We start from the raw sequence: 18,547 nt of genomic DNA, 5'->3' as shown, positions 1-18,547 counted from the left end.
AACAGCATATAATCTCTTCTCTTTCATGTTCTTTATTGAGATTATAATTAATCTGATTATTAATCAAATTAATAAATTTAGTTATTCAAGGGGCTATTCTTAAAACCTTGTTAATCAACAAATATTGCCTTTATGATTAAAATGGTATTTCCGGGGGACAGAAACAGCGTATATTGAGCAGTTTATAAAAATCCGAATTACCTGTTTTTTGATGAGGCTACTTCAGCATTAGATGCAGAAAATGAGAAAATAATTCATGATAATTTACAGTCATTTTTTAGAGGTAAAACCGTATTGGTTATTGCTCATCGGTTATCGACGGTGAAAAATGCAGATCAAATTATCGTTCTGAATCATGGACAGGTGGTTGAGCAGGGTAGTCATCAGGAATTGGTAACCTCTAAAAAGGAATATTATGATCTGGTGAAAAATCAACTGGAGTTAGGAAGCTGAGCATGAGTCAAAATATCAATTGATTGGTATGCCTTTATATTTTTCACAAATGGGCTATTAGTATGGACAGTTTAAAATAGTATTGACTTAAAGATATGACATGAAGCAGAATAATACTGCTTCATGTCATATTGCCTATCCTTTAGGGTTATCAGAATATTTTTGGATATAAATTCTTAGTAGCCAGAACATCTCCAGCAGTAAAATTGCTCCAGGGTAATACAGTAGAATTCATAATAGATCCCGGATCAACAACAGGAGTATCAAAGTAAGGGATAAATCCCCTGATAAATGATCCCTTGTTCTCATCAGTGTGATTGAAACCAATGGTATGACCGATTTCATGTGTAATTGCGAAAAGTTTCTCACTTGCCGGCAAATTATTGAATTTGCTGTTGATCTCAATACTCTGGCCAGCTCTGCCATTTGATCCTGGCAGGTAAGCTCTTGCTATCCAGTTCGCATCCTCATATCCCATGAATACCCTGACATCCCCACCAGCGCTGGATGCTAATAATGACATATTGAGCGTCATATAAAAATGATCCTCCATATTATTCCAGTTCATTACTGCGCCCAACACTGCACTATTCCATTCAAATGGTACACCAGCATCCATATAGTACTTAATGTTTTTATGATAAGGATCTTTAACAAGGTAAGGTCCTCTCCAGTGTTCGGTCTGCGGAGTACTTTCGTTTTTCATCCTTGTCTCTACGTCTTCCCGGGTCATTACAATATCTTTTTCGAGGATGAATCTTCCGTCTTTATAAGCAATGTTTTCGACTCTGAATCCTTTCCCGGTGAGATAAGCAGTAAGCTGTTTAATATTATCTTCTGCTTTTGGATTTGTCGTGGCTTCATCTTTTTTACAAGAAGTAGCAACAATACTCAGGCAGACCAGCGTAAACAGCAATTTGATTGTTTTTTTACAAAATTCCTTTTTCATGTTTTCCTTTGGTTAAATTAAGGTTAGATTTTGAATGAATATACGTTTTATAAGTGCATATTTTATCTAAAATTAGATTTTATTTGATTTTTATTGAAATATTATTCTTCTATGGTTAATTTTATTGGATAGGGGCGAGGTAAGTTTGCAATGATAAATGATAATCAAAAATCCTTTATTGTGATGGAAGACAAATCAATTATATCATCAGATCGTCTATGCAAATATCATAGTGCCGATTGATAATTTTTTCATGATATAGATCATGCTGAAAACTGTTTAAGCTCATTTGGAGACCGGGTAGTGCTAAATACATTTGATCATAATTTAAATGATTTCATTATGAAAAAAGTATGGATACTAGCGCTTTTGGTAAGCGTGACATTGACAAGTTTGGCGCAACAAAAAGGGGAGTGGCGCGTAAGATTACGTGGAACAGTAGTTGCTCCTGAAGCTAGTGCAACTATTACTACAATAGGTGGATCGGCAGATATTAGTACGACGGTAATTCCTGAACTGGATTTTACTTATTTCTTAACCAGAAATTTCTCTGCAAATTTAATCCTGGGTACAACCCGTCATCAAATAACAGCTACAGAGACTGCTTTGGGAAATGTAAACGTGGGTAAAGTGTGGCTATTACCACCAACCTTAACATTTCTGTACCATGCACCAGTTGCAAAAGGCATTTTACCTTATATAGGTGCCGGTGTCAATTATACAATTTTTTACGGCGCCAAAAATGGCCCTGCTATAGCACATACAGACTATAAAAATAAATTTGCATTCGCTGCACAGGTTGGTAGTGATTTTGATATCGGTAAAAACTTATTCCTGAATATTGATGTAAAGAAAATCTGGCTAAGAACAGACGCAACTGTAACTACCATATCAAGCGTTGCTGGTGGCGCAACTGTAATTGCCAATACCAAAATAGACCCCTGGTTATTTAGCCTGGGTATCGGAAAGAGGTTCTAACATCAAGGTTGCAGGAAAAGAATCCTGGTATTGAAAATAAACGAAAAGAGTCTTGGTATTGAAAGTAAAAAGAGGGTGCATTATACACTGCCCTCAAAAAGTTAGACACTTTCTGGGGGCAGTGTATAATGCACCCTCTTTTTATACTTTTAGTATTTGATGTTATTTAGATTCAGCTTAAATCAAATCTTTGTTAATCAATCGGCTTTAAAAGCCTGTTCCACCTTATCTTATTCGGAAAGGTTTTTGTCGAATCAACACTCATCCAGGTAATTAAAGCTTTCCCAATTACATGGTCTTCGGGCACATATCCCCAGAAACGTGAATCCAATGAATTATGGCGATTATCACCCATCATCCAGTAATAGTTCATTTTAAACGTATAGCTTTTTGCTTTTTTACCATTGATCAAGATATCCTTTCCTTCTAATTCTACCTTATTGTGCTCATACAACTCAATCGCCCGGCGGTATAAGATTAAATTTTCTTGATTTAGCGGTACTGACATGCCAATTTTCGGTAAAGTCAGTGGGCCGAAATTGTCCGCATTCCATTTGAATCTTTCGTTGTGAGGGAAAACATTTGCATCATAACTACCCACCGGCTCAACGACTGGTATTACACTTTTGATATAAGAGAATCCTTTAAAAGTTGTCAATTGTTCTTTCGGGATAATCATTTCATAAGTATTGAGATCAACTTGCTGGCAGACTTCAATATTCATATCGCGAAAAATATCAGGATTAATCATATCTCCAGAAGTGATGACCCGATAAGATGTCTGGGCCTTTTCAGCATTTGGAGCAGCTTTTCCATTGATATAAACCTGCGAATTTACAATCGTCAGCACATCTCCAGGGGTGGCCTGACAACGTTTAATAAGGTTCGTTCTTACATCTACAGGTTTATCATAAGCTGGATCAGCTTCCTCTGGTTTATTGAATACCACAATATCACCCTTTTTAATCGTTGTTAAACCCGGTAAACGAAAGTATGGCAATTTTATACCATCCCAATATGTTTTGATATGGTATTTTGTAATTGTAGACTCCAGAAAAGGATTTTGAACAGGGGTAAAGGGCATTCTTGGCCCATAGCTGATTTTGCTCACAAACAAATAATCGCCAGTCAGTAACGTTCCTTCCATTGAGCCCGAAGGAATAGCGTAGGCTGAAAATATCAAACCCCTGATAACAGTCGAGGCGATAAGGGCAAATAACAAGGCATCAAACCATTCCCGTTTTTTTGTTTTTCTGGGTTTGGTTGTTCCCGTATTTTTCTTGAGTGGGAAATTCCATTTCATAACTTTAGTTTTTAGTAAGCTTTTGACAATGAAATTTAAGGTTTGTTACAAGCCTGTCGATAATGAAAAAAAAATCAACAGGAAAAACAGCCTGTATAAAGTATACCCTCTGGAAATGAATTAAAGCTTGTTAATTAAACGTTTGCCGGAATTTTAAAGGAGAAATGCTGGTTTTCTTTTTAAACAGTTTATTGAAAGATTGCGGATATTCAAAACCTAACTGGTAAGCAATTTCGGCAACTGAAAGATTGGTTACCGAAAGATATTCTTTTGCTTTTTCAATCAGTTTTTCCTGAATGTGCTGCTGAGCACTTTGTCCGGTGAGATTGCGTAAAAGATCGCTTAAATAATAGGGCGACATATGGAGTTGATCAGCCAGCGCTTCGACAGTAGGAGGGCCTGTTTTCAAGATTTTCTCTTTGTCAAAATATTCGTTTAGCAATAATTCCATTTTGGTGAGCACATCATGATTTACAGCTTTTCGGGTAATGAATTGTCGTTCATAAAACCTGTTACAATAACTTAACAACAGATCAATTTGAGAAAGAATGATATCCTGCGTATGCCGGTCAGTGTGCTGGTATTCTTCATCGATCTTCTGAAAGATCTCTTCCACATTTTTTTCTTCTTTTTCCGAAAGGTGCAATGCTTCATTTACGGCATAAGAAAAGAACCCATAATTTTTGATTGTAGTTGCAAGCGGATGTTTGTAAAGAAAATCAGGATGGATAAATAATGCATATCCAGATGCAGGTTTGAGTATATCCATTTGATCCGCATCCAGCGACATTACCTGTTTAGGCGCTAGAAACGTCATCACACCTTTATTGTAATCATAATATTGCTGACCATATTTTGTTTTTCCTGCAATATTCCTTTTCAGGGATATACAATAGAAATTGACAGAAAACTGTCTCCATATCGGATCCTCTTTAAAACGCAGATCTGAAATGCGGACTACACTCACCAATGGATGTAAGGGATCAGGTAAGGACATCAAACGATGTTTTTCTGCTATGGAATTAATAATTTTCATTTGAACTGGCTTTTTAAATTTACAACAAGCAATGCAATTTTCTTTCAATTATCTCTATTAGTTTTTATCCTAATGTTCGCTTTCTGATTTCTTTCCTGAATTCTTCGTTGCCAATTTCTAACCGGCGTGCATACATAGCTTTTGCATCTTCACCAGCCAGATAACGGATTTGATCCTTATTGTCAGTTGCTGCTTCATAAACTACCTCAGCAATTTGTTCTGCAGTCGAAGCCATCTCCATCATTCCATCTATAGCTGAAAATAACTTGTCTTCTATTTCCTGATATTCAGGATGCGAACTTCTATCGAGTGATCTTCCTGTAAAATCTGTTGCAATACCACCCGGAGCAATAGTTTTGATACCTATATTATGTAAACCTAATTCAAATGACATGCTCTCTGACCACCCTTCTATAGCAAATTTTGTAGCATGATAAATAGAATGCAACGGAAATCCAAATAACCCGCCCATTGAGGTTGTACTGATAAATAAACCACTTTTCTTTTCTCTGAAATGTGGAATGAATTCTTGCGTAACACGTAATACTCCTAAAAGATTAGTGTTAAGCTGTCTTAAAATTTGATCATCACTCAATGCTTCCATGGCGCCCATCAAGCCATACCCTGCATTGTTAAAGACTACATCCATAGTGTATAAAGAAATAGCCTTAGCTACAGTAGTCTTAATTTGTTCCGGGTTAGTTACATCCATTGGTAAAATAGTTACATTTTCCAATTCAGTGAGTTCCGTTTCCTTTTTCGGATCCCGCATCGTACCAATTACATTCCAACCTCTTGAGTGAAATAATCTGGCAGTTGCCTTTCCCAAACCCGCTGATGCTCCGGTGATAAAAATTGTCTTTTTCATTTTTCTGCTTTTAATTTTACAGCACAAAGATTCTGGATAAATTAGAAATCTGTGTTTCCAAACCGAGGTTAATTGTATCCAGGTTTGGGTAAGGGCTAATAATTTTGAACTGACTCCGCCATTTGGCTACAACAAATAGGTATTTGGTTATATTTCCCATTACACTGCTTCCGAAATTTGTCTCAACAAAACACAAATTTTATGAACATTATACTTACAGGTTCCATCGGAAACATTGGAAAACCCCTTACCCGGACTTTAATACAAAACGGTCATACCGTAACAGTCATTAGTAGTCAAGCAAAGCGACAGCCAGCAATTGAAGCGCTTGGTGCACAAGCAGCCATTGGCTCCATGCAAGATGCTTCTTTTCTAACCAGGACTTTTCAAGGTGCAGATATCGTATATCTCATGGAAACGCTCGATGCCGCGGGCGGAGACGAATCTGATGAAGAAGTAGATTTTATTAGTATCATTAGCCAGATTGGACTTAATTATAAGCAGGCCATCGAACAATCAGGAGTCAAAAAAGTAATCCATCTCAGCAGTATTGGCGCACACATGGATAAAGGAAATGGCTTTTTAGTATTTCACCATAATGTGGAGCATATATTGAAACAGTTGCCTGCCGAAGTATCTGTTAAAACTTTACGCCCAGTAGGTTTCTATACCAATATGTTCTCCTTCATTTCAACTATCAAACACAAAGGTGCTATCATCTCTAACTACGGTGGTGATCAAAAAGAACCATGGGTTTCTCCTTTGGACATTGCGGTGGTGATAGCAGAAGAAATTGCCCGGCCTTTTGAGGGAAGAACTATGCGTTATATTGCCAGCGAAGAAGTATCGCCTAATGAAATTGCCCGGGTGCTTGGAAGCGCGATCGGAAAGCCTGACTTGCAATGGAAAGTCATTTCCGATGAACAGCTTTTAAATTCCTGGTTAAGCGTAGGGTTTAATCCTCAGATTGCTCAAGGCTTTATAGAAATGCAAGCCAATCAGGGTACTGGCAAATTGTACGAAGACTATTACCGTAATCAACCAGTTTTGGGTAAAGTCAAACTTGCTGAATTTGCGAGAAACTTTGCTGCGGTTTACCAGCAGGAAGAATAAGTTCTTACCACTGTTGTCGCTTTCGGGGTTTTGGCTAAATCAAAAGCAGATTTGGATAAATCGAGCTGGCCAAAACAGCCCATTTTTGTGTAAACAAAAGAAAATTAATTATGCGTGTATTTGTCACCGGAGCTACAGGCTTCATTGGTACTGCCATTGTGCAGGAATTAATAAATGCTGGTCACCAGGTACTGGGGCTGGCCCGTTCAGAAGCATCGGCAAAAAAGCTGATCGATGCTGGCGCGGAAGTTCATCGCGGAGACCTTGAAGACCTCGGCAGTCTGCGTAGTGGCGCTGCTCAGGCTGACGGTGTTATCCACACTGGTTTTATTCATGACTTTACGCGCTTTGCGGAAGTTTGCGAGACAGATAAAGTTGCTATTGAAACTATTGGAGAGGTATTGGCAGGTTCTGATCGCCCTTTTATCGTTGCCTCAGGTACAGCTCTGGTTAGCCCGGGAAAGCTCGCTACCGAAGATGTAACCCCGCCAGTCGATCCTGCCTGGCCACGTGCTTCTGAACAAACAGCAGATGCGGTAGCCAAACTGGATGTACGTGCGGCAGCCATTCGCTTATCACCATCGGTACATAGTGACCAGGATAAACATGGTTTCATACCCATTTTAGTCAATATCGCCAAAGAAAAAGGAGTATCTGCTTATATTGGTGATGGACAAAACCGCTGGAATGCTGTACACGTACTGGATGCCGCTCATTTATTCCGGCTAGTATTGGAGAATGCTACTCCAGGTACTCGCTATCATGCTTCTGCCGAGGAAGCTATCACACTTAAAACGATAGCCGAAGCCATAGGTAAACAACTGAATATTCCAATAGTTTCGGTAGCGCCTGAAGCAGCAGCCGGACATTTTGGATGGTTCTCGCACATGGCTGCTATTGACTGTCCTGCATCAAGTAATTGGACACAAGAACATTTAAACTGGCAGCCAAAGAACACTACCTTACTTGTTGATATTGAAAACGGCGTTTACACTAAATAAAGCAATGAAAATTATTATAACCGGTTCTTTAGGAAATATCAGTCAACCGCTGACAGCAATATTAGTTAAACAGGGGCATACTGTAACCGTGGTCAGCAGTAACCCGGAGAAAAAAACAGCTATCGAAAAATCAGGTGCGATACCTGCAATTGGATCGATTTCAGATGTCAACTTTTTGACGCATACATTCAAAGATGCAGATGCTGTTTACGCCATGATCCCCCTGAGTTTTACCGAGCCAGATCTGGGTGATTATTTACGGCGGATGGCACAGAATTATGCACAGGCACTCAAGGAAGCTGGTACCAAACAGATCGTGGTTATGAGCGGGTGGGCGGCAGATCTGGTTAAAGCCGAAAACGTCGAACATCTATTTGATGATTTGGACGCTTCCATTACGATCATGCGGCCGGGCTCATTTTATACCAATTTCTACCAATCCATAGACCTCATTAAAGGCAGGGGACTCCTGGGCAAATTCCTGACATTGCGTTACTCTGGCCTGTGGTCCTTGCTCACTGGCAAGATGGGCCTTTTGATGGGAAACTATGGCGGAGATGACCGGGTTGTTTTTGTTTCTCCAGCGGACATTGCAGATGCGGTTGCCCAGGAATTGGTATTACTGACCAAAGGGAAAACCATCCGTTACGTGGGCAGTGAGGAAATGACCTGTAATGAAGCCGCAAAGATCATTGGCACAGCTATAGGTAAACCCTGGCTCAAATGGGTATTGCTCTCGGACAAGGAAATGTTACAAGGATTGAAGATGGCCAAATTACCCGAAGAACTCGCCGGAGCGCTGGTAGAAATGCAGGCTGCGATGCACAGCGGAAAAACACTGGAGAATTTTCACAAGAGCCAGCCAAAAATGGGTAAAGTCAAACTCGCTGATTTCGCACAAGAGTTCGCTGCAGTTTATCATAAAAAATAACGAAATTAGTATAGCTATGAATAATCACCAGCTTTTTCGCTTCCATACAATCACCGAATATCAGCGGGCAGCGGGACTGCCCAACCCTGGGCATCCGCTTATTAGCCTGGTGCATATGGATGAGCTCAACAGGCCACTGGCCGAAGGCTCGTTCAGTTTGATCTATGATTTTTATTCGATCTCCATGAAAAGAGTCAAGAACACTAAATTTAAATACGGTCAGCAGGCCAGTGATTTTGACGAAGGTGTATTGTTCTTTATGTCGCCCGGTCAGGTATTTGGGGTGGAGATTGAAAAGGGGAGTGTGATACACCGTCCCGAAGGCTGGATGATCCTGATCCATCCTGATTTTTTGTGGAACACACCGCTCGCCAAAACCATTAAACAATACGAATTCTTTAATTACTCGGTTCATGAAGCACTTTATTTATCCGATAAAGAAGAAACGATGCTCACCACCATTGCACAAAATATCGAACAGGAGTACAATGCAAATATTGACCGTTTTAGCCAAAGTGTGATCATCGCTCAATTAGAGCTCTTGCTCACTTATTCTGAAAGATTTTATCAGCGCCAGTTCCTCACCAGAAAGATTACCTGCCACGAAATATTGACCAAACTTGAAGATCTGCTGATCAATTATTTTAACAGCGGCGCATTGGCTCAAAAAGGGCTGCCCAGTGTGACTTATATTGCCGGGAACTTAAACATCTCGCCAGGTTACCTTAGCAGTCTGCTTAAATCCCTTACCGGACAGAATACGCAGCAACATTTGCACAATAAGTTAATTGACCTGGCTAAAGAAAAACTTTCTACTACCAATCTATCGATCAGTGAGATCGCTTACGAATTGGGTTTTGAACATTTGCAATCCTTCAGCAAACTTTTCAAGACCAAGACCAGCTTTTCACCCATGGAGTTCAGGCATTCCTTCAATTAAATGCAGGTCTGTCTTAAAGACTTTTGAAAGGAATGTCCATCAAAGCATAATTCTGCCATCCTATAAAATCATAGTGCCACCATTCGTTTTTGATGACCCTGAAACCATATGTCCGCATTGTCCGGATCAGGAAATCCCGGTTACGGATAATGGCAGCTGGTAATTTTTGGTAAGCTGCGGCAGCCTCCGGAGCAAAACTGTCATAGGGGGTGGGCATCGGAACTTCTTTCTTCGTTTTGAAATCGATAAGGGTAAGGTCTACCGCACAGCCGCGGTTGTGTTTGGAACCTTTTGCCGGGTTGGCTACAAAACGTTTATCAGAAGCTCTTTTGTAAAAGGAAACCGTGATAGCGTAAGGACGGTAAGCATCATAAATTTTTAATCCATATCCTTTTTTGCGGAGGTGTGCCTGGATTTTTTTGAGCTGTTCTGCAACTGGTTTTCTGGCAAAAGCGCGCGCTTGCGGATACATAACCTGTTTCATGAAATTGTTTGCCGTTGCATACCGAATATCCAGAACTAAGTCCGGGATTATTTTTTTGAGCTCTATCAACTCCTGATTTGGATCCCGCGCATAAGTGTTTTGATAGACTTTCAAGGAATTGATGACCTTTAGGCTGTTTTTTGGCTGTGCAGACAGGGGATGTGCAAGCAAAACAAAAAGCAATATTGCAGTTGTTTTCAGCATACTATTGATTGGATATGGCGGATAGTTTAATATCATTTATAATGAATCAAATTAATAATAATAACCTGAACGGATGCAAATTACGTTGAAGATAAAAATATTATATTTGATTATATGAATTGAACTTATTAACCAGTCATTTGGTAATCATAAAAAATAATTCTATGAAATATTTTCTTTTACTTCTGATAGGAATTACTGTGATCTCTTGTAAATCACAGACAAGAACTGATCTTTTAGCATTAAAATTTGATGAAAATGTATTAAGCATTTTTCAGGGAGATAAGCAATTGAAAAAGGATCAGGACCGTAATCTTGGATTGAGAAATTATACTACAAATAAACCAGATAATTATGTGCTGGGCGGCATTAAACTCAGTACCTATTCTTTTCCTGATGGAAACCTTGCAGATTATAATAATTTGTCTTTGTTTGTTGCCGATAAGGATAAACCAAACTACTTAGGATTTAACTATGCTTCTGTTAATCAAGAAGAAACGAAGTCCATTGTCAGCTATTTAAAAAAGACATATCCAAATTACGAGCGAAGAAACACACAAGGAAATGGCGAATCTTTTTTTTGGGATATACCCACTCTAAATGCATGGATTTTTATGTATCAGGGAATCTCGAATGATAAGAGTAATAGAAACTTTTTTACTACCAATTTTATTTTTGTAAAAAGAGGAACACGGATGGAGAATAGCACTGATCCTAAGGTTATATCCATTAAGGAATATTATAATATGATGTATCCGGAAGTACTTAAATAAGCATCTTTAGATAAAGTGATTTTTATTTTCACAGAAATCCGCTGTACTACTTTTACGAAATTTCCCGTAGATTTGTCAGGTGGTCGCAATGCCATTTTCGCGCGATTGATAAGTGCAAAATTATATATCTCACTACGAATAGGTAAATCAGGATAAGCATTCACTTTAATCTGAAATCCTGGAAAACTGAAATTCTGAATACTTCTGAATAAGCCAGATAGTTTTTATGTGAAAACTAAATAATCTATTCATTTGTAATGTATATTTAAGGAAATGATGGTATTATAAACTGGGCAATGGCAGTAATCTGTTTGCTTACTTGTGATAGCTGACTATATTATTTATATAAATGACCGGTAATCAACAATTTGAAGTTATTAAATCTCTATTGGGAGATTCAGGGACCTATTATCTTATAGCGGTAGATATGAATTCTAACTATAGCTATATAAATAGACGTTATGCAGACATTTTCAAACCTATCCATGGAGATCTTGTCGGTAAGAACTATGCCATAACTATGCATCCTGATGATCAGCAAACCTGTCAAATTGTTTCAGAAATGGCCTTTAAAAATCCTGATTCGGTTTTTCCGGCAACTATTCGTAAATATGATGGACATGGTGGGTTCATTATTACACGCTGGGAGTACAAGGCTGTTTTTGATGATACAGGGGTTCCTGCCGGAATTTATTGTATTGGTCATGATATCACAGAACTGATGAAAATTACCAGCGAACTCCAGCAGGTGAAAATAAGTCACTCTCATTCAGTAAGACGGCATGTCGCAAATTTAATTGGACTTGGCAAAATAATGCAAACCAGTACCGAAATTGGTGATATGAAAGATGCCGCAAAGATGATTGTTCAAAGTGCAATCAACCTGGATGAGGTTATCAAAGAACTTTATAAATAATTTGTGTTTAGTCATTGTGTCCATAGATTTTCATAATGTTTAATGTCTTTTTTCAGGATTTTTTCAACTTTATAATTTTCTGCAATAATGTCAAAATAATTATCGTGTCCGGAGAAGTGAAAATGTTTATAAATTCTTTCGTCCCAAGAAAGCCATTCCTTATAGGTTTTTGACCTTTTCATAGTCATTTCTTCTAACCATAATGAATTTTCAACTCTACAAATTGAAGATTTATATATCGATTCTTCTTTCGGATATATATCATAAAATTCAATGTCAAGAGACTTGACCGCCCAGGCATTATTAAAAGTAATCTTTCCAATATAATCGGCCCAGGTAACTTCTTCATTAATCCATAGTTCTTTTTCTAACCAACAGTCAAAATATAAATAACAATAATCTCTTGATTTTTCAAGGATTACATCACCCTGTGGGTCAGCCCAAACAGGTAATTCAATTTCTGTCAAATATTGTTCTTTCAAGATAGTATGTCTTATTTAAACGAATATACATCCGTGTTTAGTTAATTCTAATTTGAGCTTTAAATCTGTTTTTCAGTGCTAACATACTCAATTCAATCTCCCTATCCATACCAGATCGATAATCGTATCTAAAGAACTAAAGCGCTTTAAACTAATGATCTCAAAGTTGTTCTCCCGGAGTACTTTGGATAAATAACCTTCCTGATGGTAATTTACATACACCTGATCCCCTGCACCAGCTATTTGATATCTCGATTTGTTGTGCTCATCCTCCTCCATAGTGCTCAGATAAAAAACGCCACCTGGTTTTAGCAAATCTGAGACATTTACGATTAACTGAATAGCTTCTTCGCGCGTAAAATAGGGTAGGCAGAAGCCAAATATAATTCCTTAAATTTCTGTTCTATCGTGTCAATGCCGCGGCAGTACAGCAATCAGATCAGTTGTGAAGCTATTTCAATTTTACCTTTCTCTTTTGCAATTTTCTTATCTCCCCATTCTTTTAAATAGGTTATAAAAGGAATAAGTTCCAATCCGGTTTCCGACAAAGAATATTCCACCATAGGCGGTACCTGGTGATAGACTTTTCGGATAATTAAATCATCTTTTTCCAACTCCCTTAAGGTTTGTGTTAGCATTTTGGTTGTCACATCTGCTAAAATCCTTCCTAACTCTCCAAACCGTATAACTTTATACTCATTTAAAGACCATAAGATCCTGCCTTTATATTTGCCACCAATTCTTCTAAATGCATAATCCACTGAACAAGTTGGTGAATCAGAACATTTTCTTGTCATTTTTGCCATTTATATAATATTAATATACTGATAATCAGATTACTTACTTTTTGGTAGCTAGGCTACTAAAAAGTAGGTACTTTCCATAAAGGTATATACAATATAGTTTTGTAGTCTACTAAAGTTTAATCAAATGACATTGAAATTAAAAGATAAAGTTGCTATAGTAACCGGAGCATCAAAAGGCATAGGCGCAGGCATCGCCAAAGCCTATGCCTTAGCAGGAGCGAAAGTGGTTGTAAACTATGCAAAGGACAAAATCAGCGCTACGAAAGTTGTTGATGAAATTAGGGCACTTGGCGGTAAAGCAATTGCCGTGCAAGCTGATGTATCAAAAGCGACAGACGTTGAAAGGCTATTTAATGAAGCCATACAAGCGTTTGAGAAAGTAGACATCCTGGTCAATAACGCTGGTATTTATGATATTGTTATGCTCGAAGCTATTACAGTAGAACTTTTACAGGCTAACCTCAACACCAATTTAATAGGTGCTATTCTTTGTGTACAAAAAGCTGCAGGGGTAATGGAAAAAGATGGAGGTAATATTATAAACATAAGCTCTACTGTAAGTATAAATCCCATGCCTGGTACACTAATCTATGCTGCAACAAAGGCAGCTATAGATAACGTAACTAAAGTACTTGCGAAAGAGTTGGGTCCAAAAAAAATAAGAGTCAATACGATATCTCCTGGTATAACCGAAACAGAAGGTGCTCATGAACAGGGTTTTATAGGAGGTGAGTGGGAAGCGCAACTTCTTGCGCAAATTCCACTAGGGCGGATAGCACAGCCCCTTGACATTGCCAAAGTTGCTGTTTTCTTAGCGTCAGATGATGCTGGATGGGTAACTGGAGAAAGAATTCAAGTTTCTGGAGGACAATTATAAATTAATTAAATAAAATAGATGAAATTAAAAGATAGAATTGCGGTCATTACAGGATCGTCAAAAGGAATCGGCGCTGGTATTGCTAAAGAATATGCAAAAGAAGGTGCCAAAGTAGTGGTGAATTATTCATCCAGTAAAGAATCAGCAGACAAAGTTGTCGAAGAGATTATCCAAAATGGTGGAACAGCTATTGCAATACAAGCAGATATTTCAAAGATTTCTGAGATAAACAGACTCTTTGAGGAGACTAAAAAAGCTTATGGCAGGTTAGATATCCTGGTCAACAATGCAAGTGTGTGGAGGTATGAAAAATTAGAGGACATCAGCGAAGAAACCTTTCAATTACAGATTAATACCGGTCTTATGGCGCATATGTTTTGCGCACAACAAGCCGTGGCTATGTTTGGCGAAAAAGGAGGAAGTATCATTAATTTAAGTTCCACTATAAGTTTGAACCCAATACCAGGCACATTGATTTATTGCGCTATTAAAGCTGCTGTTGATAGTCTGGCAAAAACACTGGCTAAAGAACTTGGGCATCGAAATATAAGAGTCAACACCATAGCTCCCGGTATGACAGAATCAGAGGGTTCCACCGCAGATGGGAGACCTGGTAGTGAGATGGAAAAACAATTTCTTGCTTTGACACCATTAGGGCGCATTGGGCTACCAATAGATATTGCAAAAGTCGCAGTTTTTCTGGCCTCAGAAGACGCTGGTTGGGTTACCGGTGAAAGAATTACCGTTTCAGGTGGATTATTATAATTATTTAACAACATCAAAAAGAGATGCTTGCCGAACATCTTAGCATAGTGCATAACTAAATATATAATCCCCTCTTTAAGGCAAATAGAGAGGGGTTATTGTTTTCTGCTGGTTTTAATTAAAATTCTCTATAGTAATATAAGCTATTAGTGAAACTAGTCTTAAAAATGTAAAACTAGTTTCACCAAGCAGGCTTAATAATGTTCTGCCTTGATTAAAGATTTTTATCTTTTGTAGCGGTAACTATTTCAGAAGTATGAGCAAAGTTGCCCTTACGCCATCCATTGTTAGTAGCGTCAGTGTTGGTAATATATGCACCCGTTTTAGTGTCTAAAATAACCACTCCATTTACTCCTACCGCTGTCTGATACCTTCCAACTGGTTCAGCACCATCTTGTTTAAAACTAAAAGCGCCGAATAATAGTGTTGCGATAAAAAGACCAATCGTAACTGATTTAATGTCAATTGAATACTTCATAAGATTTAAGTTTAATTTGTGTGATAAAACTAATATACAAAATTGACAGGAAATTAATCACAAACACTACAAGTGATCAATAGCTGATCAATTGCAACGATCCACCCATTGCGATAGATTCTTTTTAATATTGCAGGATCCTGTTAGGGGGCTATTAAATTCCCTTTTTAAGGTACTTCTGACTGAGCACAATAGTAAGAATTGTACACACAATAGCAGCTATAATACTTACGGTTATCGCATGTAAAATCGCACTTCCACCATTTGCTGCAATAGCGCCAAAAATAGCAACAACAATTGCACCAGCCGCTTGTCTAACCGTATTCAAAGCTGCAGAGGCAGTTCCTGAAAGTGTCTTGTCAACGCTGGAAAGAATACCAGTAGTCATTGCAGGAACAGCAAGGCCCATACCTAAAGAAATAAGCAGGAATGGAATTGATAACTGTCAGAAAGAAGTATGCATACCAGCTGTAAACAGGCCTGAAAATCCAAATGCAAAAAGCGTTAGTCCTATCAAAATAGGGGTACGGAGACCGCCAAGCCGATTAGAAGTCCATCTTTTGCCCATCGCAATCTCTACATACTGAGAATCAAGTCCGGTAACACGACCAGCCCATTCGCCTTCAACCGTAGCCCTGCCTTCGAGTTTTAAGCCTATTTCTGTGAAAAAAGAGATAGTGTCATCGAGCGATTCCACAACGATTCCGAGATTGTCCATTCGCAGTAATTTATTTTTTGCCATAGCTTTATCTATTTATAAAAAATCATAATTCCCTAAATCCTCATTTAAAAGACAACCCTTAACAGATACAGCTATAACCAGCTCAAGTTTTACCTTAGCTAATCGGTCATTTTAAAAGTAACATTTCCCTTCCGTCCATTATAACCATCGAAACCATTGCGGCCATCTCTGCCATTTGAACCATTATTTCCATTCGGATTTCCAATGCCTCCACTTCCACCCGCACCGCCTTTGCCAGCCTTGCCACCAGACCCACCTCTGCCCGGGATACTAGATGCTTGAATCAAGTTTAAATAGGGGGTAACATCGCGGGAATAATGAATAGTAATGTTTCCGCCGTTACCACCTGCATCGCCGTCCTGACCATTTCCCCCATCCTGACCATTTCCACCATCTCCACCCTGACCAGTTGTTGTATTGGTAATAGTGGTAGTTGTTCCATCGGTATTTGTTTTTGTCTCTACAGTAGAAGAAACTGTACCAGGAGATCCCGACGTACCTGAATCACCATCCGAGCCATTTAAACCATCGCTTCCATGAGCACTTTTACTTGAAATAGCAATCGAACCTCCATTTGTATTTACCCAATAATTATAGATTTGATGCGTAGTCTGATTTTGTATCTTAATTTTTAACAATTGCGCATTAATAGCCGAATCATAATAAATATCTGCCATAACATTTAAATCATAACCTGTTCCGTTAGATCGCGTATTGAACTTATAATTTGCAACATAATCCAGTAAAACATTCAGCGTATCAGTGATAGCGGTGTTTTTAGCTAATAAAGTAATTAACTGTATTTTATTGTTTTGAATTTTGGTTGGGTCGTTATCAATTTTTAAATCACCTTTTGATCTTGAAATATGAATACCATTAAACAGGAAAACAAAATCTTTTAAATTCTTCTTAACCGGGGCCCATTTGTCAATAAACATTTTGTTATCAAAGAATTTCCGGACACCAAACGGAACGTGATCGCCAGGTGCTTTCGAAAAATTCCCTGCAGTTAAAATATTGATGTTTGTTTCATAATTATAAGGTATTTTCTGCATGAATAACCATTTGTCTTTCCCACCCCAAAACCACTTTTTTGTGTAGACATTAACTGTGAGTGAATCTCCCTTTTTATAGGCTGTTCTGCTACCTTTTATTTTGATTTTTCCATTTGAATAATTGCCGCTATCTACTTCTATTTTATATTTCGACCAATCATCCAGGCCATTTAAAAAACCCTTAGTTTGTGATTTTTGCCCTTTGTCAGCTAGTACTACAATACCTATAGGTAACGAATTGCCTTCAATACGTAATACAGCAGGATCATATTCAAGAAGATATTTTTGCGTATCTGTTTTTGCATTGCTCACAGGAGATTGAGCAATTGCTGGTAAACACCAAATTAAAGAGAGAAGGACTGTAATGAAAAATTTCATAGTTATTGATCGGACTAATTAGTTTTCGTTAAAACTAAGATAAACAAATGACGAAAAAGTTTAAGAGACTATTTAAATTTTGTTAATTACCGGATAATATTCTTTTAGGCAGTTATTCGTTCAAATCATACACTTTTTGCAGACCTGGTCATTTTAGCTGCATATGAAAGGGTAAATGGCTGTTTGGATTTTGGGGCACCATTATTGGATGCTTATGAAAAAAAACATATGATTTCTATAAACAACGTACAACCATTAAGTTCTGAAAGCTTATTTGATCTTTTAAAAACTGAATTTCCTGCTTATGTAAATGAAAAATTGGGGAGTAACCTGGCAGTTGAGTTTGCTCATGTCTCAGACATTGTCAACATCAGTTTCCCGGAAATTATTGAAGGTAATGCTTATACTGTTACCGTAGGCGATAATAGTTTGGAGCTCACAGATCATACAACTGAGGGAACTTATAACACCGAATTGCTGGAACAGCACCTGGTGGAATTTTTGACTTTGAAAGCCGGTTAACCCCGCTCTTTTTTCCATGCTGACTTCATTTTAGCATATTTTATATCGGCTTCAGCAGCTTTCCATTTTTTATAAAAGATGGCTGCTGATGCTGCTTTTTCTGTTTCCCCTGTTCCGCGCTCCAGCTGGGCATAATCGTTTTCCTTGTCATATTTTTTTCCGCCTTTGTAGTTTGCATAACGTCTGGCACGAGTGTAGCCCATTTGCAGGAATTTCCTGGCCATGTCTGCGCCCACGAAATCATTGTTGTTCATATATTCCTGGAAAAGGATAAATATTTCCTCACTGCTCTTGCTCGCAATTTCTGGAGTTTTAAAACGCCAGTGGCTTCCGATCTCTGCTTTGTAGGGTTCGCAGATTAATACACCTTGTTCTCCTTTTCCCACGCTGTAGGCTTCCGGATTTTCCCGATAGTCTATGTCTGGTTTCCAGGGATAGCTTTCCTTATCAAAATTAAGGTAGGTGGGTTTTCGTTGCCTGGTCATGCTAAATA

The 18,547-nt window shown here is 38.3% G+C and carries 23 protein-coding genes and 1 pseudogene; 11 read left to right on the top strand and 13 right to left on the bottom strand.

Annotation, left to right across the window (positions count from 1 at the left end; translation table 11 throughout):
• Positions 1-143 precede the first annotated feature (143 nt).
• Positions 144-453: pseudogene (locus tag AY601_RS26335) on the top strand (peptidase domain-containing ABC transporter); the annotation flags it as partial.
• A 151-nt stretch (positions 454-604) separates the two neighbouring features.
• Here AY601_RS26335 and AY601_RS09275 read toward each other — a convergent pair.
• The gene (locus AY601_RS09275; RefSeq protein ID WP_068399671.1) at positions 605-1,402 is read right to left on the bottom strand and encodes a M57 family metalloprotease; all 798 of its coding nucleotides are present in this window, start codon (positions 1,400-1,402) and stop codon (positions 605-607) included.
• 342 nt (positions 1,403-1,744) lie between these two features.
• Here AY601_RS09275 and AY601_RS09270 point away from each other — a divergent pair, with 342 nt between their 5' ends.
• The gene (locus AY601_RS09270; protein WP_068399668.1) at positions 1,745-2,380 is read left to right on the top strand and encodes an OmpW/AlkL family protein; all 636 of its coding nucleotides are present in this window, start codon (positions 1,745-1,747) and stop codon (positions 2,378-2,380) included.
• 193 nt (positions 2,381-2,573) lie between these two features.
• On the opposite strand, the gene lepB is transcribed toward AY601_RS09270, so the two are convergent.
• From lepB to AY601_RS09255, 3 genes are all read right to left on the bottom strand, one after another.
• Positions 2,574-3,683: a signal peptidase I gene (lepB, locus tag AY601_RS09265; protein WP_068399665.1), complete on the bottom strand. Its 1,110-nt coding sequence runs from the start codon at positions 3,681-3,683 to the stop codon at positions 2,574-2,576.
• A gap of 130 nt (positions 3,684-3,813) precedes the next feature.
• The gene (locus AY601_RS09260) at positions 3,814-4,719 is read right to left on the bottom strand and encodes a helix-turn-helix domain-containing protein (RefSeq protein WP_068399662.1); all 906 of its coding nucleotides are present in this window, start codon (positions 4,717-4,719) and stop codon (positions 3,814-3,816) included.
• A gap of 64 nt (positions 4,720-4,783) precedes the next feature.
• On the bottom strand, positions 4,784-5,587 hold the full coding sequence (locus AY601_RS09255; RefSeq protein WP_068399659.1) for an SDR family oxidoreductase: 804 nt from the start codon (positions 5,585-5,587) through the stop codon (positions 4,784-4,786).
• A gap of 201 nt (positions 5,588-5,788) precedes the next feature.
• Here AY601_RS09255 and AY601_RS09250 point away from each other — a divergent pair, with 201 nt between their 5' ends.
• From AY601_RS09250 to AY601_RS09235, 4 genes are all read left to right on the top strand, one after another.
• Positions 5,789-6,700, top strand: a complete 912-nt coding sequence (locus tag AY601_RS09250; protein ID WP_068399656.1) for an NAD(P)H-binding protein — start codon at positions 5,789-5,791, stop codon at positions 6,698-6,700.
• Positions 6,701-6,810: 110 nt separating this feature from the next.
• Positions 6,811-7,701: an SDR family oxidoreductase gene (locus tag AY601_RS09245; protein WP_068399653.1), complete on the top strand. Its 891-nt coding sequence runs from the start codon at positions 6,811-6,813 to the stop codon at positions 7,699-7,701.
• 4 nt (positions 7,702-7,705) lie between these two features.
• A complete protein-coding gene (locus tag AY601_RS09240) occupies positions 7,706-8,632 on the top strand; it encodes an SDR family oxidoreductase (protein WP_068399650.1) in 927 nt (308 codons plus the stop codon).
• A 16-nt stretch (positions 8,633-8,648) separates the two neighbouring features.
• Positions 8,649-9,572 (top strand): helix-turn-helix domain-containing protein, encoded by a 924-nt coding sequence (locus tag AY601_RS09235; RefSeq protein ID WP_068399647.1) that lies wholly within the window; start codon positions 8,649-8,651, stop codon positions 9,570-9,572.
• Between the two features lie 13 nt (positions 9,573-9,585).
• Here AY601_RS09235 and AY601_RS09230 read toward each other — a convergent pair whose 3' ends face one another.
• Positions 9,586-10,296, bottom strand: a complete 711-nt coding sequence (locus AY601_RS09230; RefSeq protein ID WP_232324725.1) for a M15 family metallopeptidase — start codon at positions 10,294-10,296, stop codon at positions 9,586-9,588.
• 128 nt (positions 10,297-10,424) lie between these two features.
• On the opposite strand from AY601_RS09230, the gene AY601_RS09225 reads away from it, so the two are divergent.
• Both AY601_RS09225 and AY601_RS09220 read left to right on the top strand, forming a co-directional pair.
• Complete coding sequence (locus AY601_RS09225; protein WP_068399644.1) at positions 10,425-11,033, top strand: hypothetical protein; 609 nt, start codon at positions 10,425-10,427, stop codon at positions 11,031-11,033.
• A 349-nt stretch (positions 11,034-11,382) separates the two neighbouring features.
• Entirely contained in the window at positions 11,383-11,949 is a 567-nt protein-coding gene (locus AY601_RS09220; protein WP_068399641.1) for a PAS domain-containing protein, read from the top strand.
• A gap of 11 nt (positions 11,950-11,960) precedes the next feature.
• Here AY601_RS09220 and AY601_RS09215 read toward each other — a convergent pair whose 3' ends face one another.
• The 3 genes from AY601_RS09215 to AY601_RS09205 form a co-directional block, all read right to left on the bottom strand.
• Positions 11,961-12,431, bottom strand: a complete 471-nt coding sequence (locus AY601_RS09215; RefSeq protein ID WP_068399638.1) for a hypothetical protein — start codon at positions 12,429-12,431, stop codon at positions 11,961-11,963.
• A gap of 87 nt (positions 12,432-12,518) precedes the next feature.
• Positions 12,519-12,746, bottom strand: a complete 228-nt coding sequence (locus tag AY601_RS09210) for a hypothetical protein (protein WP_198163657.1) — start codon at positions 12,744-12,746, stop codon at positions 12,519-12,521.
• A 119-nt stretch (positions 12,747-12,865) separates the two neighbouring features.
• Positions 12,866-13,228, bottom strand: a complete 363-nt coding sequence (locus AY601_RS09205) for a winged helix-turn-helix transcriptional regulator (protein ID WP_232324724.1) — start codon at positions 13,226-13,228, stop codon at positions 12,866-12,868.
• Between the two features lie 133 nt (positions 13,229-13,361).
• Between AY601_RS09205 and AY601_RS09200 the strand changes: the two genes are divergently transcribed.
• Positions 13,362-14,114, top strand: coding sequence for an SDR family NAD(P)-dependent oxidoreductase (locus AY601_RS09200; protein ID WP_068399629.1), 753 nt, complete (start codon positions 13,362-13,364; stop codon positions 14,112-14,114).
• 18 nt (positions 14,115-14,132) lie between these two features.
• Entirely contained in the window at positions 14,133-14,879 is a 747-nt protein-coding gene (locus tag AY601_RS09195) for an SDR family NAD(P)-dependent oxidoreductase (protein ID WP_068399626.1), read from the top strand.
• 214 nt (positions 14,880-15,093) lie between these two features.
• Here AY601_RS09195 and AY601_RS09190 read toward each other — a convergent pair whose 3' ends face one another.
• The 4 genes from AY601_RS09190 to AY601_RS26205 all read right to left on the bottom strand — a co-directional run bounded on the left by AY601_RS09190 (position 15,094) and on the right by AY601_RS26205 (position 17,532).
• Positions 15,094-15,357 (bottom strand): hypothetical protein, encoded by a 264-nt coding sequence (locus AY601_RS09190; RefSeq protein ID WP_068399623.1) that lies wholly within the window; start codon positions 15,355-15,357, stop codon positions 15,094-15,096.
• 154 nt (positions 15,358-15,511) lie between these two features.
• Positions 15,512-15,766, bottom strand: coding sequence for a hypothetical protein (locus AY601_RS09185; RefSeq protein WP_068399620.1), 255 nt, complete (start codon positions 15,764-15,766; stop codon positions 15,512-15,514).
• 36 nt (positions 15,767-15,802) lie between these two features.
• Positions 15,803-16,099, bottom strand: a complete 297-nt coding sequence (locus tag AY601_RS26040; protein WP_232324723.1) for a hypothetical protein — start codon at positions 16,097-16,099, stop codon at positions 15,803-15,805.
• Positions 16,100-16,197: 98 nt separating this feature from the next.
• Positions 16,198-17,532: a hypothetical protein gene (locus AY601_RS26205; protein ID WP_068399616.1), complete on the bottom strand. Its 1,335-nt coding sequence runs from the start codon at positions 17,530-17,532 to the stop codon at positions 16,198-16,200.
• Between the two features lie 228 nt (positions 17,533-17,760).
• Here AY601_RS26205 and AY601_RS09170 point away from each other — a divergent pair, with 228 nt between their 5' ends.
• Positions 17,761-18,054 (top strand): hypothetical protein, encoded by a 294-nt coding sequence (locus AY601_RS09170; RefSeq protein WP_068407351.1) that lies wholly within the window; start codon positions 17,761-17,763, stop codon positions 18,052-18,054.
• Here AY601_RS09170 and AY601_RS09165 read toward each other — a convergent pair.
• A complete protein-coding gene (locus AY601_RS09165) occupies positions 18,051-18,539 on the bottom strand; it encodes a DUF4385 domain-containing protein (RefSeq protein ID WP_068399613.1) in 489 nt (162 codons plus the stop codon). The two genes, AY601_RS09170 and AY601_RS09165, sit on opposite strands and share 4 nt — an antisense overlap.
• Between the last annotated feature and the right edge of the window lie 8 nt (positions 18,540-18,547).

Origin of the sequence: Pedobacter cryoconitis, assembly GCF_001590605.1 — a bacterium.
In the GTDB taxonomy this organism is placed as follows: Bacteria; Bacteroidota; Bacteroidia; order Sphingobacteriales; family Sphingobacteriaceae; genus Pedobacter; species Pedobacter cryoconitis_A.
This window is presented reverse-complemented; position numbering and strand designations above follow the sequence as displayed.

Bases quoted from the DNA above. Each gene is read 5' to 3' on its own strand.
- AY601_RS26205 (WP_068399616.1), bottom strand. From the start codon at position 17,532: ATGAAATTTTTCATTACAGTCCTTCTCTCTTTAATTTGGTGTTTACCA.
- AY601_RS09200 (WP_068399629.1), top strand. From the start codon at position 13,362: ATGACATTGAAATTAAAAGATAAAGTTGCTATAGTAACCGGAGCATCA.
- AY601_RS09240 (WP_068399650.1), top strand. From the start codon at position 7,706: ATGAAAATTATTATAACCGGTTCTTTAGGAAATATCAGTCAACCGCTG.
- AY601_RS09255 (WP_068399659.1), bottom strand. From the start codon at position 5,587: ATGAAAAAGACAATTTTTATCACCGGAGCATCAGCGGGTTTGGGAAAG.
- AY601_RS09230 (WP_232324725.1), bottom strand. From the start codon at position 10,296: ATGATATTAAACTATCCGCCATATCCAATCAATAGTATGCTGAAAACA.
- AY601_RS09190 (WP_068399623.1), bottom strand. From the start codon at position 15,357: ATGAAGTATTCAATTGACATTAAATCAGTTACGATTGGTCTTTTTATC.
- AY601_RS09220 (WP_068399641.1), top strand. From the start codon at position 11,383: ATGACCGGTAATCAACAATTTGAAGTTATTAAATCTCTATTGGGAGAT.
- AY601_RS09170 (WP_068407351.1), top strand. From the start codon at position 17,761: ATGATTTCTATAAACAACGTACAACCATTAAGTTCTGAAAGCTTATTT.
- AY601_RS09245 (WP_068399653.1), top strand. From the start codon at position 6,811: ATGCGTGTATTTGTCACCGGAGCTACAGGCTTCATTGGTACTGCCATT.
- AY601_RS09205 (WP_232324724.1), bottom strand. From the start codon at position 13,228: ATGACAAGAAAATGTTCTGATTCACCAACTTGTTCAGTGGATTATGCA.
- AY601_RS09225 (WP_068399644.1), top strand. From the start codon at position 10,425: ATGAAATATTTTCTTTTACTTCTGATAGGAATTACTGTGATCTCTTGT.
- AY601_RS09250 (WP_068399656.1), top strand. From the start codon at position 5,789: ATGAACATTATACTTACAGGTTCCATCGGAAACATTGGAAAACCCCTT.
- AY601_RS09235 (WP_068399647.1), top strand. From the start codon at position 8,649: ATGAATAATCACCAGCTTTTTCGCTTCCATACAATCACCGAATATCAG.
- AY601_RS09270 (WP_068399668.1), top strand. From the start codon at position 1,745: ATGAAAAAAGTATGGATACTAGCGCTTTTGGTAAGCGTGACATTGACA.
- AY601_RS09185 (WP_068399620.1), bottom strand. From the start codon at position 15,766: ATGGGCCTTGCTGTTCCTGCAATGACTACTGGTATTCTTTCCAGCGTT.
- AY601_RS09165 (WP_068399613.1), bottom strand. From the start codon at position 18,539: ATGACCAGGCAACGAAAACCCACCTACCTTAATTTTGATAAGGAAAGC.
- AY601_RS09260 (WP_068399662.1), bottom strand. From the start codon at position 4,719: ATGAAAATTATTAATTCCATAGCAGAAAAACATCGTTTGATGTCCTTA.
- lepB (WP_068399665.1), bottom strand. From the start codon at position 3,683: ATGAAATGGAATTTCCCACTCAAGAAAAATACGGGAACAACCAAACCC.
- AY601_RS26040 (WP_232324723.1), bottom strand. From the start codon at position 16,099: ATGGCAAAAAATAAATTACTGCGAATGGACAATCTCGGAATCGTTGTG.
- AY601_RS09195 (WP_068399626.1), top strand. From the start codon at position 14,133: ATGAAATTAAAAGATAGAATTGCGGTCATTACAGGATCGTCAAAAGGA.
- AY601_RS09275 (WP_068399671.1), bottom strand. From the start codon at position 1,402: ATGAAAAAGGAATTTTGTAAAAAAACAATCAAATTGCTGTTTACGCTG.